The organism is Streptomyces sp. I05A-00742, from assembly GCF_013055795.1.
Classification (GTDB): Bacteria; Actinomycetota; Actinomycetes; order Streptomycetales; family Streptomycetaceae; genus Streptomyces.
On record NZ_JABETO010000030.1, the window covers coordinates 17,994 to 44,971 of the forward strand.

The window sequence follows — 26,978 nt, forward strand, 5'->3', positions numbered from 1 at the left end:
CACCGTCTGCCGGTGCGATTCACGCTGTCGCCGAGGCGGACGCGTTCGCTACGCCCTGGGGGCGGGTCACTCTCGACCATGAGTGAGCCCCGCGAGTTGACCGGCCGGCCGGCGCCGGGCGTCGGAGCCATGTGTCGTCAGGCGGTAGCCCGAGCGTCGGCGTGCTGAACCGGGCGGCATGTGGCTCTGGTGCAGTGTCATGGCCGCCGCGCGGCGACGATTTCGGCGCGGGTTCGCACGAGGCGGGCCCGGTGAGGGTCGGCCAGCCATTGTTGGCCGTCGGCTTTCCAGCGTCTGAAGTGCAGTTCAAGGGCAGCGGTTCCGTCTTCGGCTGATAGGCGCAGCATGTCTGGAATTTCAATCGGCATTTCATGTGCCCGCATGGGCAGTCCGAACTGGGGGTGGGTCAGTGCCCCAGGCCTTGTGGATCACTGAGCTCTTTCAGAGTGGCCAGTGATCGAGTGACCCGGACCGAGTCAGGACGAGGATCGCAACGCGCAGGGCTCCCGCGCCGTTGAGGGAGGTGTTCGAAGTCTCAACCCATCGGTACAGCAGCCCTGTTGGAGCCCCATCCTGCCGCACTCGACCTTCCTCATGCTCTGGTCGAGTGGGTATCCATGCTCATCGTCACCCGTGAGGGTGACCGACGCTGCAAGCTGCCGCCTCACCAGCGTGCTCTCGTCGGCCTGGTCTACCTGCGCCGGCACGACCCGCTCGTACAGATCGCCGCCGGCTTCGGGATATCCGTCGGCACCGCCCATGCCTATGTCAAGCTGTCGTCGAGCACTTGTCCCGCCAGGCACCCGGACTGCTGCGGGTCCTGCGGGAAGCCGACCCTGATCACGTCCTGCTCGACGGGACGCTCGTTGAGTGTGACCGCGTCGGCGACAGCCGGGCCGACTTCTCGCAGAAGCACCGCCGTCACGGCGTGAGCGTGCAGGTCGTGGCCGATCCCACCGGCAACCTGCTGTGGAGTCTCGCCCGCGCTGCCCGGCCGCACCCATGACCTGACCGCTGCCCGCACCCACCGCATCATCCGGATCTGCGAACGCCAGGGTGTTCCCGTCCTCGCCGACCGCGCTTACATCGGCGCCGGCCCCTGGGTGACCACACCGATCAGACGGCTACCCGGCCGGGACCTCACCACGACCCAGCGAACGATCAACCGGGCTCTGTCAGCGGCACGAGCACCGGTCGAACGGAGCATCGCAAGGCTGAAGTCCTGGCGAATCTTCCGCCGGGCCCGCTGCAGCCCCAACCGCATAACCGCCATCGCCGCAGCCATCCTCACCCTGGAGCGTCAACGCTGAAAACGCTCACGGAGTTGTAGTGGGCTGCCAAGCACACGACAGCCCACTGACAATGGCCGGGGCTCTGGGGGAGAGGACGGCCGGCCTCGGGATTTCCCCGGCCAGGGTGCAGGTCGCGGGCCTCCGGCCGCAGGGGTCGGCGGTTACGGTGAGTTATAACGGGCCCCGGCGAAGTTGTCGTAGCGGGGCCGGTTAGTGGCTGCGGCCGTGGGCCCTTGCTGACTCTTTGCTGACCTGTCGACTCCAGTTGGCCCTCTGACCTGTGAGAATGTCGAGTTCCGAGACGTTGATGAGCATTTTCATGTGGGTCTCCTTGGAGGTTACGAGGACGGGCCGCTGACCTGCGTATTCGCAGGTCAGCGGTGGTGCGACAAGTAATGGTCCCGGCGGACTCCAGCGGCCCCGGATGGGCTCCGGCGGTGCTGATGCCGATTAAATCCTGACTCTACTGACGGACGGTCAGGAGGTTCTCCCGACTCCCGGTCGAGGACAGCATCGAGGCGGGCGGTTGGCAAGCTGTCGACCTGTGTGCCGTGACCGCCCCGCGTCAGTTCGTCGTCGCCGGGGCCGTGCGCGTGAAGTGGCGGGTGGTGGGCACCAGGGCCGCCGCGGCAGGTACGAGGAAGCAGGCGGCGGCGCACACGGCGAGCACGGGCGTGGCCCCGAACGCGTCGATGGCCGGGGCGATCAGGGCCAGGCCGACGGGCGCCAGGCCGTAGGACACCAGGAAATCCAGCGAGGAGACCCGGGCCAGCTTGTCCGGGGCGACCTCGCGCTGGGTGGCCGTGAACCAGGGCACGTTGAACAGCTCGATGCCGATCCCGGCGACGGCGTACGCGGCGACGACCACGACCGGGTGCACGGGCAGCGTCAGGCTCAGCGGCGCGACGCCGTACGCGGCCAGCCCGGCGAAGGCGGCCCAGCCCTGGGAGCGCGGCCGCCAGCGGGCGATGGCCAGGGCCCCGCCGAGCGCGCCCACGGTGTACGCGGTCATGGCCGCGGCCAGCACCCACTCGGTGTCGTAGCGGTCCCGGCTGATCAGGGGCAGGGCGACGCCGGTGGCGGAGTAGCCGAGGGCGATGACGGCGACGAGGGCGGTGAGCCCGGCGAGGAACCAGGGGTGGCGGCGTGCCTCGCGTATGCCTTCGAGGAACTCGGCGCGGAAGCCGGCGCGCGGGGCGGGCTCCGCGGCGAGGTTCGCCGCAGCGCCCCCCTTGCCCGGGACGAGCGCGGCGACCAGCCAGAGCAGGCCGATGCCGAGCAGGAGCGTCGAGACGTCGAGGAAGGCCGCGAGCAGCGCGGTCAGGGCGGGTCCGGTGAGCGTGGCGCTCCGAACGGCCATGGTCATGGCGGCGTTGGCCTGTTGACGGCGCTCGGGGGCGAGGATTTCGGCGGTGAGCGCCTGGAAGGCCGGGCGGCAAGCGCCCTGGCCGGCGCCCGCGAGGGCGGCGGCGGCCGTCATCAGCACGAGTGAGCGGCCGAGGCCGGCGGCGAGGAGGGGCGCGGCGACCGCCGCCGCGAGGCCTGACCAGAGGACGACCGCGCGCCGGGAGTGCCGGTCGGCCAGCACGCCGCCGACGGCCACGGCGACGAGGAAGCCGGCGGTGCGCGCGGCGAGGACCAGGCCGAGGCCGGCGGCGCCGAGGCCGCGGTGGAGGACGGCGAGGCCGAGGACGAAGGGCAGGGCCCAGGTCGCGAGGCCGGAGGCGGTGGTGCCCGCCCACAGGCGCAGGAACGCGGTGTCGCGGAGGACCGAACGCGGGGGCGGGGCATCGGTCTTGGCCGCTGTCGGCGCGGGTGTGGTCGGCACGGTGTGGTTGCTCCTCGGGGGTGGGGGCGGCGGCTCGGTGAACCGCACCCGGATTCGTTAATGAAAATGAATACCATTACAGTACCTTCGAACGCGGCACTCCTGCCCGGTGCACGACAACACCCACGCCTGCCTCCCCCTCCCTTCCCAGACCGGAGAATCCATGCGCCACCCAGCACGCCTCGGCATCGCCCTGACCATCGCCCTCGCCACCGCGGGCTGTTCCACGGCAGCCGGCGACGGCACCGGAACGGACGCCGAGTCCGGCGCCCGGGCCTCCGGCCGGCCGGCCTCCGTCACCAGCTGCGGCCGCCAGGTGTCCGTCGCGGAGCCCCCGAAGCGGGCCGTCGCCCTGGACCAGACCTCGACCGAGACCCTGCTCGAACTCGGGCTCCAGGACCGGATGGCGGGAACGGCCAACCTCAAGACGAAGATCCCCGCGCAGTACGGGGCCGCGTACGCCAAGGTCCCGGTCATCGCCCCGAAGATCGCCACCGGCGAGCAGCTGCGCGCCGCCACCCCCGACTTCGTCGTCGCCGGCTCCACGGACCTCTACACCAAGGACCGCGCCGGCACCCGCGAGGAGCTGGCCTCCCTCAAGGTCCCCACCTTCGTCAGCGCCGTCGACTGCCCGCAGCGGAACCCGGCCGGCAAGACCTCCTTCGAACTCCTCTTCTCCGACTACGAGAACCTGGGCAAGGTCTTCGGCACCGAGAAGCGGGCCCGCGAACTCGCCGCCGACCAGCGCGCGGCGGTCGCCAAGGCCGGGGAGAACGCCTCCAAGGTCCCCCGGGGCGACGACCGGCCCACCGTGGTCTACCTCTACTCCGTCTTCAACGGCATGCCGTACGTGGCGGGCAGGAGCGGCCTGCCCAGCGAGATGAGCCGGATCGTCGGCGCGAAGAACGCCTTCGACGACGTGAACGAGGACTGGCCGGAGGTCTCCTGGGAGGAAGTCGCCGAGCGCGACCCCGACTTCATCGTGATCGGCGACCTGTCGGAGCGCGGGCGGCCGGGCGACAGCGCGGGCGAGAAGCGCGCCGCGATGACCGAGCACCCGGTGGTCTCCAAGCTCTCGGCGGTCCGTGACAACAAGATCCTGGAGGTGCCGGGCATCGAGCTGGACCCGTCCGTGCGCTCGGTGCACGCCCTGGGACTGCTGGCCAAGGGCATGAAGGACCTCGGGTATGTCCGCTGACCCGGCGGCCCGGGCGGGGGCGGCGGACCTCCTGCTTCCGGGGGCCCGCGGGCGGGTGGTGACGGAGGACGCCGTCACCACCCCGCGGCCCGGCCGGTCCGCCGCGACCCGGGCGGTCCTCTTCCTTCTCGCCGCACTCGCCCTGGCGGGCTCGGTGGCGTCGGCCGTGCGCATCGGCACCGCCGACGTGGGCTGGACCGGCCTCGCCCGCGTCCTCGGCACCCATCTCGGCCTGGGAGTGGAGCCGTTGTCCCCGCTGGTGGACTCCCTCATCTGGGACCTCCGGCTGCCGCGCGTGCTGACGGCCGCCCTCGTCGGCGCCTCGCTCGCCGTGTGCGGCACGGTGCTCCAGGCGGTCACCCGCAACGCACTCGCCGACCCCTACCTGCTCGGCGTCTCCTCGGGCGCCTCGGCGGGAGCCGTCGCCGTAGTCGTCCTCGGCGTAGGCGCGAGCGCGCTCGGGGTCACCGGTGGCGCGCTCGCCGGCGCGCTGCTCTCCTTCGGGCTGCTGCTGTCGCTGTTGCGGCGCACCGGGCTGGACTCGGTCCGTATCGTCCTCACCGGCGTGGTCGTCGGCCAGCTCTTCACCGCGCTGACCTCGCTCGTCCTGATGGCCTCGGCGGACGCGGACACCACACGGGCCGTCACCCACTGGCTGCTGGGCTCGATGGCGCCGGCGCGCTGGAACACCGTCGCGGTCTGCGCGATCGTCACCCCGCTGGGACTGCTGGTGGCGTGGCTCTGCTCGAACGCCCTCGACGGACTCGCGTTCGGCACCGACACCGCCGCGTCCCTCGGGATCGGCGTACGGCGCACGCGGATGCTGCTGCTCGTGGTCACGGCCACGCTGACCGCCGTGGCGGTGGCCACCGTCGGCGCCATCGGTTTCGTCGGACTGATCGTCCCCCACGGCGTGCGGTTCCTCGTCGGGCCGCTGCACCGGGTGCTGCTGCCGTACGCGGCGCTCGCGGGCGCGGTGTTCCTGGTGTGGACGGACGCGCTGGCGCGGATCGCCTTCGCACCCCGCGAGGTCCCCGTGGGCGTGATCACCGCGCTGCTCGGCGTGCCGCTCTTCCTCCTCGTCCTGCGCAGGAGAGGTGAACTGTGAGGATCACCGCCGAAGAGCTGAGCTGGTCGGTGGCGGGCACCCCGGTCGTACGCGACGTCAGTGCGGACATCGTCCCCGGCGAGACGGTCGGACTGCTCGGCCCCAACGGCTCGGGCAAGTCCTCGCTGCTGCGCTGCCTGGCCGGGCTGCGGGCCCCCGACGCGGGCACGGTCCGGTACGACGGCGAGTGCGTACGGGACTGGAGTGCGCGCCGGACCGCCCGCCATGTCGCCTTCGTCGAACAGGACTCGGGCGCGGAGAGCGATCTGCGGGTCGCCGACGTCGTCGGGATGGGACGGACCCCGTTCCGGGACCGCTGGCGCGGACCGGACGCCACCGACCGGGCAGTGGTCGCCGCCGCGCTGGAGCGCGTCGGACTCACCTCGCTCGCCGGCCGCTCCTGGAACGCCCTGTCGGGCGGCGAGCGGCAGCGCGCCCACATCGCCCGCGCGCTGGCCCAGCAGCCGTACGGGCTCCTGCTCGACGAGCCCACCAACCACCTCGACGTCAAACACCAGCTGGAACTGATGGAGCTGCTGACCGGTACCGAGCAGACGGTCCTGGTCGCGCTGCACGACCTGTCGCTCGCCGCCCGCTACTGCGACCGGCTGCTGCTCCTGCACCACGGCCGCCTGATCGCCTCCGGCACCCCCGCCGCGGTCCTGACCGCCGAGCGGCTCGCCGAGGTCTTCGAGGTGGACGCCGAACTCACCACCGATGCCCTGGGGCGCCCGGTGGTCATGTACCGCGGACCGCAACGCGCCACCCCTCCCTGCGAATAGGAACCCCATGAACCGGACGTCCCCCGCCCCTGCCCTCACGCCGGCCGTCGACGCGCTCATCGAAGCCGTCCTCGCCGGCGAACACGGCCCGCTCCCCTCCGGACTCGTCGCGACCAGCGTGTTCTGGATCCACCACGGCACCCGCCTGGCCGGCGGCGACACCACCTACCTCAACCAGTACGTCCTGGTCCGCCTCGGCGGCTCCTTCGGCGGCTGTGCCTTCGAGGCCGGCGAGATCGACCCGTCGATCTGCCGCGACTCCTCCGGCACCCCGCTCGACGCCCTGCTGCGCGAGGGCCCGCGTCCGCTGCGGATCGCGGCCCTCGACGCCTACCTCTCCGAGGCCCGCCCCCACCGCGTGGCCGCCGAGGCGGGCGACGCCGAGCCCGTCACCCTCCCCGCCGGTACCCCGGAGGTCCGTGCGAAGGCCCGCGACGCGGCCATCGCCGGCCTGTTGGACATCGAGGAGGGCGCGAAGGTCGGCCTCATCGGCGTCGTCAACCCGTTGATCGCGGCGATACGCGAGCGCGGCGGCGAACCGCTGCCCTGCGACCTCAACCTCAAGGCCACCCAGTGGGGCGACCCCGTCACCGACGACATGCACGAGGTGCTGGACCGTGCCGAGGCCGTCGTCGCCACCGGAATGACCCTCGGCAACGGCTCGTTCGACACCATCCTGGAGCGCTGCCGCTCCCGGGGCGTCCCGCTGATCGTCTACGCGCAGACCGGCAGCGCCGTCGCCCGCGCCTTCCTCGGCTCGGGCGTCACCGCCCTGTCCGCGGAACCGTTCCCCTTCTCCCAGTTCAGCGCCGAGGAGACGGGCCTGTACCGCTACCGGACGGTGGGCGGCGCATGATCCCCGCCGCCCGCACGGCCGTGCCCGGTGCCGGTGGGGAGGTCACCGGCACCGGGCACGCCCCCTGCCACCACGGCGAAATCCTCCAGGGCGTCTTCCTCGACGACGAAGGGCGCCGGTGCGCCGGCCTGGTCACCCTGCCGATGGCCGGGCCGGGCAGCGGCGCCGAGTTCGTCCGCCGGCCCGGCACGGCGCCCGAGGCGCTCACCGTCGTACCCGCCGACCGTACGAAGGCCGCGCGGGCCGCGGGCCTCGCGGTGGCGGAGTGCGCGGAGCGGACCGGCCGGCCGCCCTGCGGCGGGGAGTTGCGGCTCACCGGAGACATACCGGTGGGCCTGGGCATGGGCAGCTCCACCAGCGACGTCATCGCCACCGTGCGCGCGGTCGCGGACTCGTACGGGCTGCGCCTGGCCCCCGACACGGTCGCCCGGCTGGCCGTGCGCGCGGAGTCGGCCTGCGATCCGCTGATGCTGGACGGCCGCCCGGTGCTGTTCGCCCAGCGGGAGGGCCGGGTCCTGGAGGTCCTCGGTCCGGCCCTGCCGCCGCTGGTCGTCGTGGGCTGCGCCCTCGGCGGGGGCGCGCCCGTGGACACCCTGTCCCTGCCCGTACGCCAGCCCGGCGACCGTGACGTACGGGCCTGGGAGCGGATGCGCACGCGGCTGCGCCGGGCGGTGGTGACCGGTGACGTACGGCTGCTCGGCCAGGTCGCCACCGCCAGCGCGCGGCGCGGCCAACAAGTGCTCGGTCACCCGGAGTTCGACGCCCTGACCGAAATCGCCCGCCGGGCCGGGGCGGCGGGTGTCCAGATCGCGCACAGCGGCGCGGTGGCCGGAGTGCTGTTCGACCCGGCCGCGCCGGGCCTGCGGCACCGCGTCCGCAGCTGCCTGCGCGCCCTGGACGCCCACGGCATCCCCGCCACCCGGACCTTCACGACGTTCACCACCACCAAGGAGATCCTGGATGGACCAGCACATCGCGGAGTCGATCGGCCGCCCGGACCTGATACGCCTCGACGACCGGCTCGTCTGCCTGCGCTTTGAGACGATGAAGGTGGTCTCCGCCCTGGCCGCGGTACGCCACCTGCTGGACACCGGGGCGGTGCGCCGCGGGGACACCCTGCTGGACAGCTCCAGCGGTATCTACGCGTACGCCCTCGCCCTGGCCTGCCACCGGCACGGTATGCGCTGCCACATCGTCGGCTCGACGACCGTGGACCACACGCTGCGCACCCAGCTCGCCGTACTCGGGGCGACGCTGGAGCAGATGGAACCGTGCAGCGACCTCAAGCTCGATCAGAAGCGGCGCGTCGAGCGGATCCACGAGATCCTTGCCGAACACCCCGAGTACCACTGGATGCGGCAGTACCACGACGACATCCACTACCTCGGCTACCGCGCGATCGCCGATCGGATCCGGGAGGCGACCGGCGCGGAGGGGCTGACCGTTGTCGGCGGGGTCGGATCAGGGGCCTCGACCGGAGCCCTGGCCCGCTATCTGCGCGCGGCTTCGGAGGGACCGGCAGACGTCGAACTGGTCGGCGTCCAGCCGTACGGCAGCGTCACCTTCGGCGCCGAGCACATCTCCGACCCGGAGATCATCATCGCCGGGATCGGCAGCTCCATCCCCTTCGGCAACGTCGCGCACGACCTGTACGACACCCTGCACTGGCTCTCGTTCGACGCCGCGCTGGCCGGAAGCATCGACCTACTGCGCCGGCACGCGGTCTTCGCGGGCCTGTCGACCGGCGCCGGCTACCTCGCCGCCCGCCACGAACGGGACCGCTCCCCCGGGCGAACGGTCCTCTTCATCGCCGCCGACACCGGCCACCGTTACGTCGATACCGTCTACGCCCGTCACCGCGAGGCCACACCGATCGCGGACCTCGCCCCGCGAGAGGTGCCCGACCAGAGCCGACTGGCCCTGCCCTGGTCCCGGATGCGCTGGAACCGCGCCCCGGCGACTCCGGCCATGGCGTCGTGATGTGCTGTCACGAGGCGCCTCAAGATCTTCCGCCGAGGCGGCGCGACGACCTGATGCGTGACGTGGCGTCAACTTGGCGAGTAGTAGCCGGTCGCGGGGAGCGCCCGGGAAGTTCCGCGCCGTTGGCCCGGGGTATGCGTCAGAGTTGCGAGGCATCGCTCTAGACTTCGAGGTCAATGTTTCCTAAAGCCAAGTACGGCGCGGGGGAGCCCCGTACAAAACGATTGGGTAGCCAGTGCTTCTGAAAACATTCGGCTGGTCGTTCGCGGTCACCGCGCTCGGCCTGGTCGCGGCCGTGTTCTACGGGGGGTGGACCGGCTTCGGGGTTGTGGCGATCCTGTCCATCCTCGAGATCTCGGTATCCTTCGACAACGCCGTGGTCAACGCCGGGATCCTGAAGAAGATGAATGCCTTCTGGCAGAAAATCTTCCTCACCGTCGGCGTTCTGATCGCGGTCTTCGGCATGCGCCTGGTCTTCCCGGTCGCGATCGTCGCCATCAGCGCCAAGATCGGCCCGATCGAAGCGGTACGGCTCGCGCTCGACGACAAGGACAAGTACCAGCAGCTGGTGACCGACGCCCATCCGTCGATCGCCGCCTTCGGTGGCATGTTCCTGTTGATGATCTTCCTTGATTTCGTCTTCGAGGACCGGGAGATCAAGTGGCTCGGCTGGCTGGAGCGTCCGCTCGCCAGGCTCGGCAAGTTCGACATGCTCTCCGTCTGCATCGCGCTCATCGTGCTGCTCGTCTCCTCGATGACCTTCGCCACCCACGCCCACCAGCACGGCGGCATCCATGTGGACAAGGCACAGACCGTCCTGATCGCCGGCGTCGCGGGTCTGATCACTTACCTGATCGTCGGCGGCCTCTCCGGCTACTTCGAGAACAAGCTCGAGGAAGAGGAGGAGCGCGAGCACGAGGCCGAGGAAGAGGCCAGGAGGAGCGGCAAGGAGGTCCCGGCGGTCGTGATGGCCGGCAAGGCCGCGTTCTTCATGTTCCTCTACCTCGAGGTCCTGGACGCGTCCTTCTCCTTCGACGGCGTCATCGGCGCCTTCGCGATCACCAACGACATCGTCCTGATGGCGCTCGGCCTCGGCATCGGCGCGATGTACGTCCGGTCGCTCACGGTCTACCTGGTCCGCCAGGGCACCCTCGACGACTACGTCTACCTGGAGCACGGCGCGCACTACGCGATCGGCTCCCTCGCCGTGATCCTGCTCGTCACCATCCAGTACGAGATCCACGAGGTCATCACGGGACTCGTCGGCGTCGTCCTGATCGCCTGGGCCTTCTTCTCCTCGGTCCGGCGCAACCGCAGGCTGGCCGCGGCCGAGGGAAAGGACACGGGGCCCGACGAGAAGGCCGAGGTGTCCTCCGGCGTCTGAGCCGGGCCGCCGGCGTCAGTCCCACGACTCAACTATGGCCTTGCCCAGGGGGCTTGATGGACAACTGATGGAGAGGAAGTCGTCCCATTCAGTGGGATGACGGGGTGATCATCGCGTGGTATACAGACACCATGCCTTCGCAGCGCCCCTTTCGCTTCGGTGTCAACATGTTCGTTCCCGGATCGCGACGCGAGTGGATCGCGAAGTGCCGCAGAGCCGAGGAACTCGGTTTCGATGTGGTCGGAGTGGCCGATCACCTGGGGTTCTCCGCGCCGTTTCCGGCCATGGTGCTCGCAGCCGAAAAGACCGAACGGGTGCGGCTGACCACGTTTGTGCTGAACACACCGTTCTACAACCCCGTCCTTCTCGCGCGTGACGTGGCGAGCACCGACCAATTCGTCGACGGACGTATGGAACTCGGGCTCGGCGCAGGCTATGTGAAGGCCGAGTTCGACACCGCGGGGATACCGTTCCCCAGCGGCGGAAAGCGGGTCGAACAGCTGGAACAGACGGTCACCACGTTGCGCCGACTGTTTCAGGACACTGAATATCAGCCGCGTCCGGCCCAACCTTCCGGGCCCCCACTGCTGATCGGCGGCTGGGGCGACCGGCTGCTGCGGCTGGCCGCCGAGCACGCCGACATCATCGCCTTCACCGGAGGCTGGGCCAACGCCACCGGTGATGTACTCCATATGGCCGGAATCGCACAGACGGAAGAACGGGTCGCCTATGTGCGCGGCCTGCTCGGTGACCGCGCCGACGCCGTGGAGCTGAACATCATGGTGCAGCAGGTGATTCCGCCCGCCGAACGCGCCGCGGTACCCGACAGGTTCGTGCCGCTGCCGCCCGACGCCGAGCACAGCCCCGAAGAGCTGCCCAGCGTATTGACCGGAACCCCGGCGGAGATGGCGCAACAACTCAAGGAACGCCGCGAACGCTACGGCTTCACCTACTTCACGGTCATGGAATACAACATGGAGAACTTCGCCCCGGTCATCGCCGCGCTGCGCTGAACCGCACACTTCTCCACGATGCCGCCGACGACGGGGGCCGTGACCGAAAGGGGTGACCCGATGCGTATCGGCTCCGGAACCAGCCGTGAAGCGGCCGGTGTGAATCTCACGCTCCCCGGCCAGGGCACCCCCACGACCCTTGTGCTGCTGCGCCACGGTGAGACGGCATTGACTCCGGAGAAGCGGTTGTCCGGCAGCGGCGGCTCCGATCCGGCATTGTCGGAGACCGGGCTGCGGCAGGCCGAGGCCGCCGGGAGGACGCTCGTGGCACGCGGCGCGGTGCAGGCGGTGGTGTCCTCACCGCTGCGCCGGGCCCGGCAGACGGCCGGGGAAGCGGCACGACGGCTGGGCCTGGAAGTCCATGTCGACGAAGGGCTCACCGAGGCGGATTTCGGCGCCTGGGAGGGACTCACGTTCGCCGAGGTGCGTGAGCGCCACCCGGACGAGTTCGCAGCCTGGCTCGCCTCTCCGGCGGCGGTACCGGGTGGAACCGGGGAGACGTTCACCGCGGTCGCGCGCCGGGCCGCGCTCGCGCGCGACCGGCTCCTCGCGCGGTACAAGGGACAGACGGTGCTGGTCGTTTCGCACGTCGGGGTGTTGCGGACGCTGGTTCGGCTGGCGCTGGGCGCGCCGCCCGCGTCGCTGTTCCGGATGGAACTGTCGGCGGCCTCGCTGTCGGCCGTGGCCTATGACGGGGACGGGAACGCGTCGGTGCGACTGCTGAACGACACATCGCACCTGGCGGACCACCTCTGACCTCGCCGGCCGATGGGGCGGTGCCCGGCACTGCCCCATCGTCGGTCAGCGTCGAATCGTCTTGGTACGCATGAGGAATTCGCCGAGGTAGCCGTCGTGCGGCAGTCCGTGCTCCGTCCATGGTGTCGGATGGTCGCCGACGTAGACGTTGGCGATGGTCGGCTCGGCCACCAATGCGTCGATCAGGTCCTCGTCGGTGGTGACGGCGGTGAGGACGAGCGTGTCGCGCAGCGGCCGGATTCCGGCGTCGCGATCCCACGGTGCGACCCACGCACAGGGGAAGCCCAACTCCATTCCGAGCTGTTCGGCGAACGGGCTGTCGAGCTGGTGCACCGCCGGCCGGAGCACCGCCGAACCGTCGCCGAGATCGTCGGCGATACCGTCACCGCCGAGCCACGCCTTGGTGCCCGCTGCCCGCTGCCGCAGAGCCTCGTCCCACCGACGGGCGGGACCGATGGGCATCACGGGCAGGACCGCGCGTTCGTCCGTCGCGGGCAGGCTGGGCAGCGCGGCGAGGCGTTCGGCGATCGCCGCGGCCACGGGGGAGGGGTCGCCCTCGACCAGTACGCCGGTGGCGTTGACGCAACCGACGCCCGCACCACTGCTGATCGACTCCACGATGGTGTCGACGATCGGCTCCCACTCGGTTTCCGCGGTGATGAGTATTTTGGAGCGGCCGGGGCCCTGCGGCAGAATGCGTCCGTCGCCCGCGTATTTGCGCACGACATCCGCACCGCCGTACACCATTCCGAAGTCGGCGTGCCGGAGGATTTCGTCGGCCACGTTGTGGTCGGTGGGCAGCAACGCGATTCCCTCGTCGCCGAAGCCGGCCTCGCGCAGGGCGGTGATCAGCCGATGCGGGGTGAACGGCTCACGACGGGAGGGACGTACGGCGACGCGATAGCCGAGCGCCAGGGCGTCGAACCAACCCTGGTGCACCGCGGGGTGATTGCCCGCCGCGTGGACGGCGAACACCTCACCGCGCCGGGTCCATACCGCCGCACCGTCCCGGGCCCGCGGATCGCGCCACGAGCCGACCGCGGCGGCCGGCCGCGCGTTCTCCACGGTGTGGTGGATCCGCTCGGCGGCCCGCGCGATGTCGTCGGTGGCATGGCGCACCACCGTGATCGGTATCCCGGTGGCCGCGCTGACGGTGTGCTGGTATTCCTCCGGCGTCAGTCCCGCGACCGACCGCGTGGCGAAGGCCCGGCCCGCCTGTGCGAACGCCGCGATCCGTGCGTCGACGGGTAGCGCCGGCGCTCGGCGCAGGGCCTTTATCGTGCGGGTGATGTAGAGCGAGGGTGCGAGACTCAGTGTCGCGACCTGGTTTCCGGCGATATCTCGAATGGCCTCCTGGCGCCGGGACCGATAGGGGCCGCCGGGGCCGAGAACGTCCAGGGACAGCATCAGTACACGCCCTCGATCACCTTGGTGTCGCCGAAGGACGCCACGGGTGCGACGTCAGCGACCGCGTCACCGAAGCCGCCGTCCACGGGTGCGATCCGGGTCGCGTAATCCCGCTCGATGTTGTTGACGAGCAAGGCGGTTCGGCTCATGTGATGCACGACTATCTGCCCGCGCTCGCCGTACGGAACAACCCGGCCGGTGTCGGGGTCGATCACCCGCAACGTGGTGTACGGAGTGAAGGAGTCGAACACACACGGTTCGTCGTCACCGAGGCCGGGCCGCTCCACCGCTGTCCCCAGCATCATCGTGCCGCCGTACCCGCCGACCATCCTGGCGTTTCCGAATACCTCGTCGCGCAGCAGATCCCGGGTGTCGGCGTCCAGATGGGTACCGCCCCAGATGATCGCGCGAACCTTCCGGTTCACCAACTCGACCAGGTCGTCGTGCTGCGCGAGGCGCTCCAGCATCGGCGGGGTGGCGAAGAGGACGCCCACATCCTGGGCGTGCAGAATGTGGCCGACCTGTTCGATGAGGTGGTCGGTGTAGGCGTCGGCCACGTCCGTCCGGCCCTGCGCGAGCACCTTCTTCACCCATCGCGGGTCCAGATCGATGCTGAAGTTGAGCCCACCCCGAATCATCGCGGTGTCGACCGCCATCGCTCCGACATTGTGCGGCCCGCAGGGAACCGCACTCAGCCAGTCGACATCGCGAGGTACGCCGTGAGCATCCAGTCGCTCACTGAACCATTCGACGTTGCGCCGCTGCCACTCCGCGGCGTACGCCACTCGCTTGGGTTGCCCTGTGGTACCGCCGCTTTCGTAGACGGCCACCCCGTGGTCGTCACCGTAGCCACGGGGAATCAGCTCACGGACGCCGACGTCGCGCAGCTCGTCCACCACATTGGGAAACATACCGAGATCGTCGAAATCCCGGACATCGGTCAGTGGATCGAAGCCGAGGGTCCCGGCCCGTTTCAGCCAGAACGGTGACCCGGTCTCCGGACTGAAGTGCCACCGCATCATCTCCCGGACGAACTCTCCGTCAGCGCGCTCGATCATGGACTTTCCTCTCGAAAGAATGGGCTGATGACGTCTTTTCTTCCTACCCGGTCCCGGCCGAGCCACTGAGGCAGCGGTCGGTGGAGAGGCCGGACGTGTCGATCCAGGATTTCCTGTCGAGCACGAGGTCTCGGATGATCTCTCCGGCGGCAGGTGCCTGGCACAGTCCCTGACCGGAGAATCCAGCCGCGTAGAGGAACGGCCGGGAGGGATCGCGGCCGATGAAAGCCATCCCGTCCGGACTGACATCGAGGTCTCCGCTCCACCCGTGCTCGAGGCTGTTGCCTGCGAGGGCCGGGAAGGCCGTGCCGAGGTGGTGTGACACCCGTCGCAGCCAGGCCTGCCGGGTCTCGTCCGGAGCGGGGCGGCCCATTCCGACGAGGATGCGGTCTCCCCAGCTTCGAATCCGCAGGCTGGACGGGTGCATGGTCATCGGCAGAGCGTCGCGCGGGGCACTGTCGGGGGTGTCGGTCAGGAGCATTTCGACGGGGTAGGGCGTCATAGGGATGCGCACGTCGGCCATGGCGGCGACCGTTCCCGCCCAGGGGCCTGCCGCGCAGACGACGGTGTCGGCGCGGATGCTGCCCGCAGGCGTGTGGACCCGCCCGTCCGGGTCGATGCCGGTGACGGGTGTCTCCGTCCGCAGGATGGCGCCGGCCTGCCGGGCGGCTGTGGCGTAGCCGCGCACGATCGCCGCGGGCTCGCACGCGTAGGCCTCGGGCGACCAGGCCGCGGCCAGGATGGCTCGCTCGTCGACCAGCGGGTTGAGCCGCGCCGCTTCAGCGGCGGTCACGAGTTCGACATCCACTCCGGCTGCCTGCTGGGCGGCCTGGGTGTGTCGGAAGTCCCGCACCTGGTGTTCCTCGGTGAACAGCACGAGCAGGCCGATCCGCTGCAAACCGAGGTCGGTTCCGGTCCGTTCGGCGAGGGCGTGGTAAGCCGCCAGGCTCCGGACGGCCAGGCTGCTGATGAGAGGTTTGCCGGGAAAGTAGGTACGCACAACGCCCGCAGTGGTCCCGGACGATCCCGATCCGAGCGCGCCACGCTCCAGCAGGACGGTACCGACGCCTGCCTCGGCGAGTTGGCACGCTGTCGAGTTGCCGATGACGCCTCCGCCGATGACGACGACGTCCGTGCGTTCGGGGAGTTGACTCATGACTGGCGGACCGATTCATCGGGGCGCAGCTGGCGCAGGTGATCTCCGGAGTCCCACGGGTACAGATGCAGGTTCCAGCCACCCAGGCAGTTGACGTAGAGGGCCAGTTGGCTCACCACACTCAGGAAATCATCGCGATCGAGCTGGTCGAGGCAGTTCAGGAAGCGCTGAGTGAAACTCCAGAGCTGCTCCAGGCCGCAGTAGCCCAGAAACTCGGCCGGAAGACCGACCAGCAGCCGCGCCATGTGACGCAACGAGTCCATCGGCATGTCCTGGACCGCGGCCCGGACCAGACCACCATAGGTGGCATATCCCAGCGGCCGGGTCTCACCGTTGACGAACAGCAGAGTGGGCAGCACCGTCTCAAAACTCCCTGCCCCGGAAGGGATCACCCCCTCATGGAGATCAGCGAGCTCCTGCGGCGCGGACAGCCAGGCCCGCTCGGTCGCGGTGCAGACGTCGTGGATGAGACGGTTCGCCTCCGGATCCGCGGCGGTCAATCGCGGAATACGGTGGCCGCCTTCGCTTCCCGCCTTGCGGACCTCCGCCAGGATCGGCTTCTTCGACGAATAGACCGAGTCCCAGACCGCCTGCCCCGCTTCCTGCAGTGCGGGAATATCCTCCTGCCGGATCTGGCCCACCGGAGACGCCGGCATCGGTTCTGTCAATGTGCCGTACTTGATGCCCAAATGCTGGAGCGCGGAGCAGAATACGGTCCCGTCGGGCGCCTCGCGTCGATCCGGGATCCGAGTGGAGGCTGACAGATGGAGCAGCGACGGGATCGGTGCCGCGTGATACAGGTGCTGTCCCGCCACCAGCGCGTGTCCCTGCAGGCTCTGATAGGGCAACGCCTCCCACAGCGCGTCGGCGAGTTCAGGGTTGCGACCGTCGAGTTCCGCGGTCACGGTGATACCCAGGTCGGGCCAGGATATCTCGATATGCCGGCCGGAAAACGTTTCAGTCAAGGTATTCCCCTTCGTTCGGTGAGATGTCGCAGCTTCTGTTTCTCTGCGAAAGATTCACGGACGGAGTCGGTTTCCTACGTCATCGTGGCGGGGTTCAGTGAGCAGCTCTCCAGCTCTCCAGCTCTCCAGCTCTTGAGCCGTGCGAAGTGCCGCTCTGCGGGGACTCGCGGGCGCGCAGAGGCAGTGTTGGCCGTTTCTCCGGTGCCGGGCTGGTGCAGCGCCAGGCGGACATCAAGAAGCCGCCCAGCAGCAAGCGTCGCTCCTCACCGGAGGTGGCGAGGGCGTGGGCCAGGCTGGGGGCAGGCACGGCGAAGGCGTGGATGCCCTCGTTGAGACAGCGGCGGGCGGTCTCGGTGCCGAGCCCGAAAGGGGCATCCGAGTTGCTCAAGGGTCGCCCTGGCGAGGAAGGCCGGCAGCGCGAGCGCCTGGCCTCTCAGAGCCGGCGCCTGCCGGATACCGCCCGCGTCATTCCTTCGGGCGGCGGTCAGGTTCTCTCGTCAGGAATCCAGGGCGGAGGGGCGCCGAGCGTGGCGCGCGATAGGTGACCAGCGAAGCGCCTTTTGTCGCACGGTGATTGACTCTCCATGCGATATCAAAGGACTTCATTGCGTTACGGGTCCCGCCCGCACGCGAACCGGGCGTGATGAGATTCGCTCAGTCATCTGCTGGGAATTCATCCGGCCAGCGGCATGCTTCATCAGCCATTTACGCCGCTCGGGAATGGGCGTGAGTACCCCGTGAAGGTAATCCTCGTTATGGGTATGTCCACTGACGGTAACTGGATCGCTAACTTGCAGCTGCCAATCGAACCGGTCTAACAAGGATCCCTCCGGGGTCTACCGAGGTCTTCCTAAGTGGTGGCGTCTCTCAAACGAGAATACATGCCACGATCAACTGGTCAACCCTTGACTTGGGGTTCGGCCCGCGGCGCTCGTTCGGCGCGGGCGGATGTGTGGTAGCCGTCCCGGCGGCCGATGGCGGTGACCGGTTAGGTGCACTTCGGCAGCGGGACCAGGGCGTGCTTGCCCGTGGGCAGACATCCGACGACAGAGGACGCGAGAGGTCCCGCGGACGTACAAGCTCCATTTCACCCGTTACCGCCAGGCCTCACCGATACGTGGAAAACCTTCCGCGTTCTCGTCTTCGATTGGAGGTGCGTGGCGGGTCAGCCACGTCTGGCGGCGCATGGTGAGCAGGCCGACCAGGTCGAGATTCCGCAGCACGAGTTCGATGGCGATCTGGGCGACGACGTGCCACCGGGGAAGGGCGTGCCGGCGCACGAACGTCCGTGCTGTGACCGCCCGGTGCAGGACGTAGCACGCCCCTACGGCGGCCGGCACGAGCGGCTGCCCGTCGACGGCCAGCAGGACGAGGTAGATCTCGCACAGCCAGAACCCGCCACGGCTGATGACATCGGTGAGCGTGCCGAAGGCGAGGTAGGGATACCGCCAGACCCAGCCCGTGACGAGAGCGGTGAGCCTCACCCGCCAGAAGTTACGGGCGTTCCTCAGCCGTTGGCCGAGGAACTCACGTCCGGTGCCCGGATAGCGTGACCACACCCTGGCGGTGCGCTGGTAGACGGTGCGGTAACCGGCCCGCAGGGTCAGCTCGGTGAGCCGGGTGTCGTCCCCGACGACACACCGGCGGCCGAGGAAGGACTCGTTGACGAAGTCGTCGGCGACTGCCGTGAGCACCGTACGCCGGTAGACCCCCGTGCGTCCGATGACGCACATCATGGCCCGGCCCGCCGCGGTGAACGCGGGCAGCCTGCCCTGTCCCTTGAAGCGTTCTCCCGCGTACTCCCAGAAACTGTCCGGGTCGAGGGCGTACTGGGCGGTCGCGACGCCACCCACGCGGGGGTCGGCGAACGGGGCACGCACCGCGTCCGCCACGCCCGGCGCCCAGACGACGTCGGAATCGACGAGCGCGACCAGGTCGGCGGAGACGGCCTGCCATCCCCGCCGCAGCGCATCGCGCTTGTCCGCCCTGTCGGTGGTGAGGACGCGCACGGGAAAGCGGCGCGCCACGTCGAGGCAGGCACGGTCGTCCTCGTGGATCACGCAGACGACTTCGGAGACCTCGTCGGCCAGCCACGATCGCAGGGCCCGCCGGAAGAGCAGCGGGTCCTCACGGTAGACGGGCGAGACCACGGCCAGCGGCCGGCGGTAGGGGGCCGTGACGGGCCGGTAGCGCCGTCCCACCCGTCGGTGGACGGTGTTCACGGCCCACCCGAGGGCGGCGAGGGCGGCGGGCGGCGCACTGGTCAGGAGGTACGGTGCGGACAGGGGCACAGCGTGGTCCTCCGACGCTCCGGCCGACGGGACGGCGGGGCAAGGCCAGTTGGCGTCCCGCACCGTCAACGGTGCCCGTCCGCCGAGGAATTCGAACATGCCCGCCGCCCTCATGGCCGGTTCCTGATGGTCGGCCCGCCGGTGGGGGCGAGGGCACCCCCGGCCCCGGTGTGCACCGCAGGGCGATCTGCCATGCTGGCGACCATGGTCGGCACACCTTCCCCGCCGGGGCCGGAATCGGAGAGTGCTTCCGGACCACAGGAATCACCAGCGCCAGCCCGTATCGTGCTGCACGCCATCAACGGCGTCGGGGCGGGCCACCTGGCCCGCCAGACCGCGCTGGCACGGCATCTGCGGCTGCGGCAGCGCGGGCTGGATCCGGTCATTCTCGGCTCCGGTCCCGCCGTGGACGAGGTCTGTGGTGAGGTGCCGGTGATCGAGCTGCCGTCGATGGGACGAGCAGGGCGGTACCGCGACGAGCCGGCCCATCCCGACATGCTGGCCACCATCACGGCCATGACCCACGCGGCACTGGCGGGTCTGCGTCCCCGGGTGGTCGTCCACGACACCCTGGTATGGCCCACGGTCGAGCGGGCGGCGGCGCTGGTCGGCGCGCGGCAGGCGATCTGCCTGCGGCCGCGCCGGGATCTCGCCGAGTACCTCGCGCGGCCGGACTGCCCGCTGCGGCGGATGGACTTCGTCTTCGTCCCCGACGACCCTGTCCCGCATGCGGAGTTCGAGCGGCAACTGGAAGCCGCCGGAATCCGGGCGGTCTGGACGGGGCCGGTCTTCCGGACCGCCGCGACCGACGCGGTGCGGGCCCGCGAAAAGCTGGGCGTCTCCGCCGTGGAGCGGCTGGTGGTGGTGATGTCCGGCGGCGGACGCGGCCACGGGGCCGAAGCACGGCAGCACTTCGACCACAGCCTGGCCGCCCTCGCCCGGGTGACCGAGCCGGGCCTGTCGGTCCTGCTGGTGCTCGGCCCGATGTTCCGGTCCGGGGTGGAGATCCCCGCGGGATTCCCGCACCGTCTCACCGTGCTGCGCGGCGCCCGCGAACTGCCGGACGTCCTGAACGCGGCGGACCTGGTGATCTGTCGTGGCGGCTACGGGTCCTTGCACGAGGCCACGGCGGGAGGCGCCCGAGTCCTCGCCAGCCCCGCCCAGCGGAACTTCGACGATCAGCGCGCCCGGGTCGAGCAGTTCGCGGCGGACAGCTCCTGCGAGGTGGTGGAAAGCACCGTTCCGGAGGACCTGGCGGTGCAGATCGGCCGCGCGCTCAAGTCCGGAAGGGTCAGGAACGAGGAGAGGACGCCGCGGCGGGAGTCGCTCGACCAGGTGGGGGAGCGGCTGGTGCACCTGGCGCGCCAGGACGGGAACGTTCCCCGGGGCCTGGCCGAGCAGTTCGTGTACCGCTGATTCGCAGGACGAGTCGGGAGAGGGCGAGATGTCGGGTTCCGTGGGGAGGATTTCCTATTGCACGACGTGCAAGAACCGTCTGTGGCAACTTTCGGAAACTCTTCCCGGCAATCTGCGGCGTGTTGCCGAGGCGGGCAACAGTGAGATCGTTCTTGTGAACTACAACTCCGACGATGAGCTCGACAGGTGGGTCCGGCGGTTCGAGCGCCACATGGAGAGCGGGATCCTGCGCTATCTGCACCAGCAGACCGAACCCTATTTCCATGCTTCGAAGGCAAAGAATCTCGCGCATCTTGCCGCCACCGGTCAATATCTCGTCAACCTCGACGCCGACAACTACATCGGCGAGACCATCCCCACCTGGCGCACCCTCTGGCAGGAACGGCCGGACCTGCTGATCCACGGCTTCAGCCCCGACAAGAACCGCCCACAACGCTCCGAGGAGGAGGCGTCCCGCATCCGTCCGGACAGCGGCAACGGGACGTACGGACGAATCGGGCTGCCACGCACCCGGTTCCTCGCACTCGGCGGCTACGACGAGCACCTCCTGCCCTCGGCGCACGAGGATCAGGACCTGATGGACCGTGCCGCCGCCACCGGGCTGCCCATCGTGCGCAGCCGACAGCCGGGGCCGGCCGCGATCCGCAACAGCCACCGGGAGACCATGCGGTACTCGGGGACAGGCTTGGACTGGTGGGATGCGAGGGAGCTGAACAAGAAGACATCGGCCGAGAACCTCCGGTTCGGCAGACTCACCGCCAACTCCGATCGCTCCCCGATGAAGGCGTTGTTGAACTTCAGTGAGGAAACCGCGTTCTGATGCCGACCGCGCAGCTTCCGCCGGGGAAGGTTTCCTACTGCACGACGTGCAAGAACCGTCTGTGGCAACTTTCGGAGACGCTTCCCGACAATCTGCGGCGTGTCGTCGAGGCGGGCAACAGTGAGATCGTTCTTGTGAACTACAACTCCGACGATGAGCTCGACACATGGGTCCGGCGGTTCGAGCGCCACATCGAGAGCGGCATCCTGCGCTATCTCCACCAGCAGACCGAGCCCTATTTCCATGCTTCGAAGGCAAAGAATCTCGCGCATCTTGCCGCCACCGGTCAATATCTCGTCAACCTCGACGCCGACAACTACATCGGTGACACCATCCCGACCTGGCGCGCCCTCTGGGAAGAGGATCCGCACCTGATCATCCGGGGATTCAGCCCCAACGCGGACGGCCGGCTGGACCCCGGAAACGGTTCGTACGGACGCATCGGACTCTCCCGTACGGCCTTCGACACGCTCGGCGGATATGACGAGGGGCTGCTTGCGATGGGCTGCCAGGACAGGGACCTGGTGGACCGGGCGCGCGCCCACGGCATGCGCGTCGTCCGGGTGGACCAGCGCATGCCGTTCGCCATCCGCAACACCGATGCCGAGAAGGTGAAGTACACCGGAAGCTCATTGAGCTGGTACGACATGTGGCAGGAGAACATCGGCCGGGCCGAGAAGAACCTGCGTCTTGGGCGGCTCACGGTGAACCAGGACCGCACACCGGTCAAGGTGCTGCTCAACTTCAGCCAGGTCATGGAACTCTGACAGACAGTCAGGCGACTGCTGCCGGCCGGGATTCGCGGGCCTGGAGTGCGGTGTTGTAGCGGCGCAGGAGGAGAATCGCGGTGGTGGCGAGGCCGGTGAGGAGGCCGAGCCAGATGCCGAGGGTGTCGAGGCCCGCGGCGTAGCCGAGGAGCCAGGCGGCGGGGAGGCCGACGGCCCAGTATCCGACGAGGGTGATGCGGAAGCCGCTTCCGGTGTCGTCGAGGCCGCGCAGGAGGCCGACGCCGATGTTCTGGGCGCAGTCGAAGAACTGGAGCACGGCGATGACGAGCAGCAGTTGGGTGGCGATGGAGACGGCTTTGTCGTCGCCCGTGGCGCCGGCGTCGAGGAAGGGGCGCAGGACCAGGCCGGGCAGGGTGGCGTAGACGACGGCGACGGCTGCCATGACGGCGGCGGCGCAGGCGAGTGCGGTGTTCTTGATGCGCCGGGCGGCGTCGACGCGGCCGAGGGCGAGTTCGCGGCTGACGTTGATGGAGGCCGCGTGGGAGAGGCCGACGGCGACTTGGAAGACGATGTAGACGAGCTGGTTGACGGCGGTGTGGGCGGCGAGGGCGGCGCTGCCGAAGGAGCCGGCCATGAGGGCCGTCACGGAGAAGAACCCGGCCTCGGAACCGTAGGTCGCGGCGATGGGGATGCCGAGCCCGATGAGTTCGCGCACGGTGGCGCGGTCGGCCCCGAGCGCGTTGAGGCCGAGCAGCGGGCTGAGGACGGCGTCCTTCCTCGCCGAGGCGTAGAGGGCGAGGAAGGAGAGCAGATGGACCGTGGACGTGGCGACGCCGATGCCGGGCAGGCCCAGTTCCGGAAGTCCCCAGCTGCCGTGGATCAGCAGCCAGTTGAGGCCGGCGTTGACGGCGACGGAGGCGATGGTGATCCGCAGCAGGGCCTGTGGGCGGCGCATGCCGACGGTGAACTGGCGGACCGCCTGGAACCACAGGCAGGGCAGCAGGCCGGGGGCCAGTGCCAGCAGCATCGTCCGCGCGCGGTCGGCGACGGCTGTCTCCTGGCCGAGTACGGGGAGGGCCTGGCCGATGAGGAGCATGAGGACCGCACCGGCCAGTCCGGCGAGCGTGGCCACCGCCATGCTCGCGCGGACGATCCTCCGGACCCCCTCGTCGCTCTCCGCGGAGTCGCCTTCCGCCGTCTCCGCGCGGGCGGCGGTGGCGGCGATCCGGTTGCCCACGGAGGTGACGAGGCCGACGCCCATGGTGCGGAGCTGGTTGAAGATGACGAGGGCCAGGCCGCCCGCCGCCAGGTCCCGGGTTCCGAGGAGGCCCATCATCACGGTGTCGGTGGTGGTCAGCGCCACCTGGGCGAGCTGGGTGAGGATGAGGGGGACGGCGAGGCCGGCCAGGGCGCGGCTGTCGCGGAGGAGAGCGGTCGGCTGTATGGAGGGCATCAGTTCTCGCGGAGCTTGGTGAGGATTTCGTCGATCTCGCGCTCCGTGGCGGGGTCGATGAGGTTCCGGTCGTTCATCCAGTCGTCGTTGAAGACGGTGTCCATGTACTTCTCCCCGCCGTCGTTGACGAGGGCGACCATAGTCGTGCCGGGTGGCAGACAGGGCAGGCGGGTCAGGGCCTCGTGGACGACGCCGCCGGCGGATCCGCCGATGAGCAGGCCGGTGCGGGCGACGGCCCGGCAGGTGGCGAACGCTTCCACGTCGCCGACCTTGACCCCTTCGTCGATCAGGGCGAAGTCGACCAGGGCGCCGATACCGGCGCCCTCGGGGGTGCCGGTGCCCGACTGGTAGTAGTCGTGGGCGGGGCCGCCGAAGGCGATCGACCCCTTGGGCTCGACGCCGATGGTCTTCACTCCGGGGACGAGCCTGCGCAGCTCGCGGGTGGTGCCGCAGAGGGCGCCGCCGGTGCCGACGGCGCCGATGAGGACGTCGACGCGGCCGTCGAGCGCCTGGTGGAGCTCGTGGGCGACCGGGTAGTAGCCCACGCCGTTGCTGGGGTTGTTGTGCTGCTCGGTGAAGACGGTGTTGTCCCGGCCGCGGGCCATCTCCTCGGCGAGTTCCTCGCGGGCCGCGGTGGCGAGCTCGTCGGTGCCGTCGTCGACGACGTGGACGAGTTCCGTGCCGAGGGCTTTCATACCGCGCAGCTTGTCCGCGCAGGCGTGGTTGTCGACGACCGCCGTGAATGTGTAGCCGCGCTCGGCGGCGATCACCGACAGGCCCAGGCCGGTGTTGCCCGAGGTGGACTCGATGATCCGGCCGCCGGGGCGCAGCTCGCCCGCGGCCTCGGCGGCGTCGACCATGGCGCGTGCCATGCGGATCTTGGCGGTTCCTGTGGGGTTGTACATCTCCAGCTTCAGGAGCAGGCGGCTGCCGTTCTCGGTGCGGCCCAGCTCGAACAGCGGGGTGTATCCGATGAGGTCGGATATGCGGGAGACCACGGCGGGGCGCGTCAGTGCCTCGTTCATGGGGGGAGCTCCTGTGACAGGCGGGACGGACGGAGGGGTTCAGCAGGAGGGGCGGCGGTCCAGGCGCCAGCGCGGCCGCCCGCCGGTGGTTTCCAGGACGACCTTGGGCGGCAGCGGCAGGTCGTGGAACGGGGACTCGTTGGAGTCCATCTGGTACCCGGCCGTGTTGGGGTAGACCAGCAGGTCACCGACCGCGGGGCGGGCGGGGAAGGGGATCTTTCTCCAGGTGAGCATGTCCGACTCCAGACAGGTCGCGCCGCCCACGCACGCGGGGTGGACGCCCCGGCCGCCCGCCCGGCCGGCCCGGGTGACCAGCACGGGGTCGGGGAGGTATTCGCTGTTGAACCACTGCTCGGACAGGCTGAGGCTGGTCCCGTCGACGGTGAGGATCGCGTAGCCGTCACGGTCCTTGACGCCCTGGACGCGGAAGACGGAGGCGCCGGCCCGGTCCAGCAGCGCACGGCCGGGTTCCATCAGCAAGGTGGTGCCGGTCTCCCGCAGCCCGCGGCCGAGGCCGCCCCGGCCGCCCGCGGGGACGGACGCCAGCACGGCCCGGAGCGCGTCGGCCCCGGCGTCCGGCGAGTGGTACGGGTAGAAGCCGTCCGCGGCGAAGGCCTTGCGGGCGTGGTAGTGCCCGGGCCGCTGCGCCGCGAGGAAGGCGTGCCAGTCGCCGGACGCCGCGTAGTCGACGGCGAATCCGCCGCCGATGCTGATCCGGTCGGCCGGGAGCCCCAGGGCGCGGGCCTTGAGACAGAGGCCGACGAGGTGGCCGCCCAGGTCGGCGCGCGGCTGGACGGCGTAGCCCGGCAGATGGAAGCTGAAGCCCTCCATCCGGACGGCGTCGCCCGCCCGTACGCACCGCGTCAGCGCCTCCTCCAGCTCGGCCTCGTCCAGGCCGAAACGGCTGTGGGGCTGCGCCGGGGGGAGCCGTCGCAACAGCAGCCGGGCGGGGCGGCCCGGGCAGGTGTGCGCCAGGGCGACGATCCGGTCCAGCTCGTCGAGGGAGTCGACGGCGGTCAGGGCGCCCTGGAGGACGGCGACCCGCAGCAGTTCCGCGTTCTTGGCCGGCCCGGTCACCACGACGTTCTCGCCCCGCACCCCGTGGCCGAGGACCTCGCGGAGTTCGCCGGAGCTCGCGACGTCCACTCCGGCGCCGGTGGCCGCGCAGCGTTCGATCCACGCGGCGGCCTTGTTGGCCTTCTTCGCGTAGTACACGCGCCCGTCCACCCCGGCGTCGGCCGCCGCCGCGCGGAACGCGGCGAGGTTGTCGTCGAAGCGGTGCGGGAGCAGGAAGTGGAAGGGGCCGCCGAAGGCGTGGGCCAGCTCGTGGAGGAGACCGCTGTCGAGGACCGCGTCGGTCTCGGGGTCCGGGTGCACGGGGAGCGAGGGAAGTGTGGGAAGCGCGGGGGGTGTGGGGAGCGCCTGGGGTATGCCGTTCACCGCCACAGCGGCACCCGCGTTCCCAGGCCCTGCTCGATGGCGAGCTGGGCGAAGCGGTGGCCGAGGGCGATGTCGGTGACGACCAGGCCGCTGTTGTAGGCGAAGATCCGCTGTTCCGGCGCGGTGCGGCCGGCCGCGGCGCCCGCGAGGACCGGCGGGAACTCGGCGTCCACGGCGGGGAAGTCGCCGTCGGCGTCCGCCATGTCGGTGCCCGTGACCTTCATCTGGGCCTCGCTGGTGGCCACGACGCGGTCGGCGCGGAGCAGGGTCGAGGGGGCCAGCCCATGCCCGACGAGGACCGACAGCGCGCCGGGCTTCAGGTCGTCGGCCTCGATCGCCGCGGGGGTGTGGGCGCCCGCCGTGGCCACGATGACGTCGGCCTCGGCCGCGGCGGCCCGTGCGTCGGTGACGATCTCGACGTCCCGGCCGGGGAAGTGGGCGCGCAGCCGCGCCCGGACCGCCTCGATTCCCTCCGGGTGGGTGCCGAAGAGCATCAGCCGGTCCAGATCGGGCAGCGTGGTGAGCAGGAACGGCAGGGCCAGCCGCCCTTGTGTGCCGGTGCCGACGACCAGAGCGCCGCGCGCGCCGGGGGCGGCGAGCTCGCGGGCGAGGAGCGCGGAGACGGCCGGGGTGCGCAGGGAGCCGATCCGGCCGCAGTCCATCATCGCGACGGGCAGGCCGGTGACGTCGTCGTAGAGCGTGAGCGAGGTGTAGTAGTGCTGCTCCTCGCGGCCCTTGTCCAGGCCGTGCTTGTACGAGGTCTTGACGGCGACGACATCGCGGGAGCCGTCGCGGCCGAGCATCGCGTACGAGACGGAGTGGCCGTCGGAGGGCTTGACGGTGAGCTTGCGCGGGTTGTCCGACCGGCCGGCGGCCAGGGTGCGGTAGGCGCCCTCCACCGTGGCGACGACGTCCGCGAGGGTGATGCCGATGCCCGCGAGGTCGCCGGTGGACAGCAGACGCAGGGTGGTGTCGTCGGCGGGTATGCAGGGGTCCGTGGTGGGACTGGTCATGGTCCGCTC

22 protein-coding genes and 3 pseudogenes are annotated in these 26,978 nt (G+C 70.1%); 14 read left to right on the forward strand and 11 right to left on the reverse strand.

Going from position 1 to position 26,978, the window contains the following annotated elements; translation table 11 throughout:
• The first annotated feature begins 560 nt into the window (after positions 1-560).
• A pseudogene (locus tag HN013_RS23980) lies at positions 561-1,310 on the forward strand (transposase family protein).
• A 547-nt stretch (positions 1,311-1,857) separates the two neighbouring features.
• Here HN013_RS23980 and HN013_RS23985 read toward each other — a convergent pair.
• Positions 1,858-3,120 carry an MFS transporter gene (locus HN013_RS23985; RefSeq protein ID WP_171169611.1) on the reverse strand — a complete coding sequence of 421 codons (1,263 nt, stop codon included), beginning with the start codon at positions 3,118-3,120 and terminating at the stop codon, positions 1,858-1,860.
• Between the two features lie 163 nt (positions 3,121-3,283).
• Here HN013_RS23985 and HN013_RS23990 point away from each other — a divergent pair, with 163 nt between their 5' ends.
• The 10 genes and pseudogenes from HN013_RS23990 to HN013_RS24035 all read left to right on the forward strand — a co-directional run.
• Entirely contained in the window at positions 3,284-4,318 is a 1,035-nt protein-coding gene (locus HN013_RS23990; protein WP_171169613.1) for an ABC transporter substrate-binding protein, read from the forward strand.
• Positions 4,308-5,426 carry an iron ABC transporter permease gene (locus HN013_RS23995; RefSeq protein WP_249375333.1) on the forward strand — a complete coding sequence of 373 codons (1,119 nt, stop codon included), beginning with the start codon at positions 4,308-4,310 and terminating at the stop codon, positions 5,424-5,426. The genes HN013_RS23990 and HN013_RS23995 overlap by 11 nt, the downstream gene beginning before the upstream one ends.
• Entirely contained in the window at positions 5,423-6,208 is a 786-nt protein-coding gene (locus HN013_RS24000) for an ABC transporter ATP-binding protein (RefSeq protein WP_171169615.1), read from the forward strand. The genes HN013_RS23995 and HN013_RS24000 overlap by 4 nt, the downstream gene beginning before the upstream one ends.
• A gap of 7 nt (positions 6,209-6,215) precedes the next feature.
• Positions 6,216-7,064 carry a Rossmann-like domain-containing protein gene (locus HN013_RS24005; protein ID WP_171169616.1) on the forward strand — a complete coding sequence of 283 codons (849 nt, stop codon included), beginning with the start codon at positions 6,216-6,218 and terminating at the stop codon, positions 7,062-7,064.
• On the forward strand, positions 7,061-8,104 hold the full coding sequence (locus HN013_RS24010; protein WP_171169618.1) for a GHMP kinase: 1,044 nt from the start codon (positions 7,061-7,063) through the stop codon (positions 8,102-8,104). Before HN013_RS24005 ends, HN013_RS24010 begins: the two co-directional genes overlap by 4 nt.
• Positions 8,025-9,044, forward strand: coding sequence for a pyridoxal-phosphate dependent enzyme (locus tag HN013_RS24015; protein WP_171169619.1), 1,020 nt, complete (start codon positions 8,025-8,027; stop codon positions 9,042-9,044). Before HN013_RS24010 ends, HN013_RS24015 begins: the two co-directional genes overlap by 80 nt.
• A 109-nt stretch (positions 9,045-9,153) precedes the next feature.
• Positions 9,154-9,231 (forward strand): annotated as a pseudogene (locus tag HN013_RS24020) (chemical-damaging agent resistance protein C); the annotation flags it as partial.
• Between the two features lie 48 nt (positions 9,232-9,279).
• Positions 9,280-10,428, forward strand: a complete 1,149-nt coding sequence (locus tag HN013_RS24025) for a DUF475 domain-containing protein (protein WP_171169621.1) — start codon at positions 9,280-9,282, stop codon at positions 10,426-10,428.
• 131 nt (positions 10,429-10,559) lie between these two features.
• The gene (locus HN013_RS24030; RefSeq protein WP_171169623.1) at positions 10,560-11,441 is read left to right on the forward strand and encodes an LLM class F420-dependent oxidoreductase; all 882 of its coding nucleotides are present in this window, start codon (positions 10,560-10,562) and stop codon (positions 11,439-11,441) included.
• Between the two features lie 123 nt (positions 11,442-11,564).
• Positions 11,565-12,197, forward strand: a pseudogene (locus HN013_RS24035) (histidine phosphatase family protein); the annotation flags it as partial.
• Between the two features lie 45 nt (positions 12,198-12,242).
• Here HN013_RS24035 and HN013_RS24040 read toward each other — a convergent pair.
• The 6 genes from HN013_RS24040 to HN013_RS24065 all read right to left on the reverse strand — a co-directional run bounded on the left by HN013_RS24040 (position 12,243) and on the right by HN013_RS24065 (position 19,074).
• Positions 12,243-13,604 (reverse strand): aldehyde dehydrogenase family protein, encoded by a 1,362-nt coding sequence (locus tag HN013_RS24040; protein ID WP_171169627.1) that lies wholly within the window; start codon positions 13,602-13,604, stop codon positions 12,243-12,245.
• Positions 13,604-14,662, reverse strand: a complete 1,059-nt coding sequence (locus HN013_RS24045) for an AMP-binding protein (protein ID WP_171169629.1) — start codon at positions 14,660-14,662, stop codon at positions 13,604-13,606. The genes HN013_RS24040 and HN013_RS24045 overlap by 1 nt, the downstream gene beginning before the upstream one ends.
• A gap of 43 nt (positions 14,663-14,705) precedes the next feature.
• Positions 14,706-15,818, reverse strand: a complete 1,113-nt coding sequence (locus tag HN013_RS24050) for an FAD-binding oxidoreductase (protein ID WP_171169631.1) — start codon at positions 15,816-15,818, stop codon at positions 14,706-14,708.
• On the reverse strand, positions 15,815-16,783 hold the full coding sequence (locus tag HN013_RS24055) for a hypothetical protein (RefSeq protein ID WP_171169633.1): 969 nt from the start codon (positions 16,781-16,783) through the stop codon (positions 15,815-15,817). Before HN013_RS24055 ends, HN013_RS24050 begins: the two co-directional genes overlap by 4 nt.
• Before the next feature lie 94 nt (positions 16,784-16,877).
• Positions 16,878-17,171 carry a hypothetical protein gene (locus HN013_RS24060; RefSeq protein WP_171169635.1) on the reverse strand — a complete coding sequence of 98 codons (294 nt, stop codon included), beginning with the start codon at positions 17,169-17,171 and terminating at the stop codon, positions 16,878-16,880.
• A 706-nt stretch (positions 17,172-17,877) separates the two neighbouring features.
• Positions 17,878-19,074 carry a glycosyltransferase gene (locus HN013_RS24065; RefSeq protein ID WP_171169637.1) on the reverse strand — a complete coding sequence of 399 codons (1,197 nt, stop codon included), beginning with the start codon at positions 19,072-19,074 and terminating at the stop codon, positions 17,878-17,880.
• Between the two features lie 285 nt (positions 19,075-19,359).
• Between HN013_RS24065 and HN013_RS24070 the strand changes: the two genes are divergently transcribed.
• From HN013_RS24070 to HN013_RS24080, 3 genes are read left to right on the forward strand one after another with little or no spacing between them, the layout of a single operon-like run.
• Positions 19,360-20,490, forward strand: a complete 1,131-nt coding sequence (locus HN013_RS24070; RefSeq protein ID WP_171169639.1) for a glycosyltransferase — start codon at positions 19,360-19,362, stop codon at positions 20,488-20,490.
• Between the two features lie 28 nt (positions 20,491-20,518).
• Positions 20,519-21,310, forward strand: a complete 792-nt coding sequence (locus HN013_RS24075; RefSeq protein WP_171169641.1) for a glycosyltransferase family 2 protein — start codon at positions 20,519-20,521, stop codon at positions 21,308-21,310.
• Positions 21,310-22,077 carry a glycosyltransferase family 2 protein gene (locus tag HN013_RS24080; RefSeq protein WP_171169643.1) on the forward strand — a complete coding sequence of 256 codons (768 nt, stop codon included), beginning with the start codon at positions 21,310-21,312 and terminating at the stop codon, positions 22,075-22,077. The genes HN013_RS24075 and HN013_RS24080 overlap by 1 nt, the downstream gene beginning before the upstream one ends.
• A gap of 7 nt (positions 22,078-22,084) precedes the next feature.
• On the opposite strand, the gene HN013_RS24085 is transcribed toward HN013_RS24080, so the two are convergent.
• From HN013_RS24085 to HN013_RS24100, 4 genes are read right to left on the reverse strand one after another with little or no spacing between them, the layout of a single operon-like run.
• Positions 22,085-23,491 carry an MATE family efflux transporter gene (locus tag HN013_RS24085; RefSeq protein WP_171169645.1) on the reverse strand — a complete coding sequence of 469 codons (1,407 nt, stop codon included), beginning with the start codon at positions 23,489-23,491 and terminating at the stop codon, positions 22,085-22,087.
• A complete protein-coding gene (locus HN013_RS24090; protein WP_171169647.1) occupies positions 23,491-24,516 on the reverse strand; it encodes a cysteine synthase family protein in 1,026 nt (341 codons plus the stop codon). The genes HN013_RS24085 and HN013_RS24090 overlap by 1 nt, the downstream gene beginning before the upstream one ends.
• A gap of 39 nt (positions 24,517-24,555) precedes the next feature.
• Complete coding sequence (locus tag HN013_RS24095) at positions 24,556-25,956, reverse strand: Y4yA family PLP-dependent enzyme (RefSeq protein WP_312018702.1); 1,401 nt, start codon at positions 25,954-25,956, stop codon at positions 24,556-24,558.
• The gene (locus tag HN013_RS24100) at positions 25,953-26,969 is read right to left on the reverse strand and encodes an ornithine cyclodeaminase family protein (protein WP_171169649.1); all 1,017 of its coding nucleotides are present in this window, start codon (positions 26,967-26,969) and stop codon (positions 25,953-25,955) included. Before HN013_RS24100 ends, HN013_RS24095 begins: the two co-directional genes overlap by 4 nt.
• Positions 26,970-26,978 lie beyond the last annotated feature (9 nt).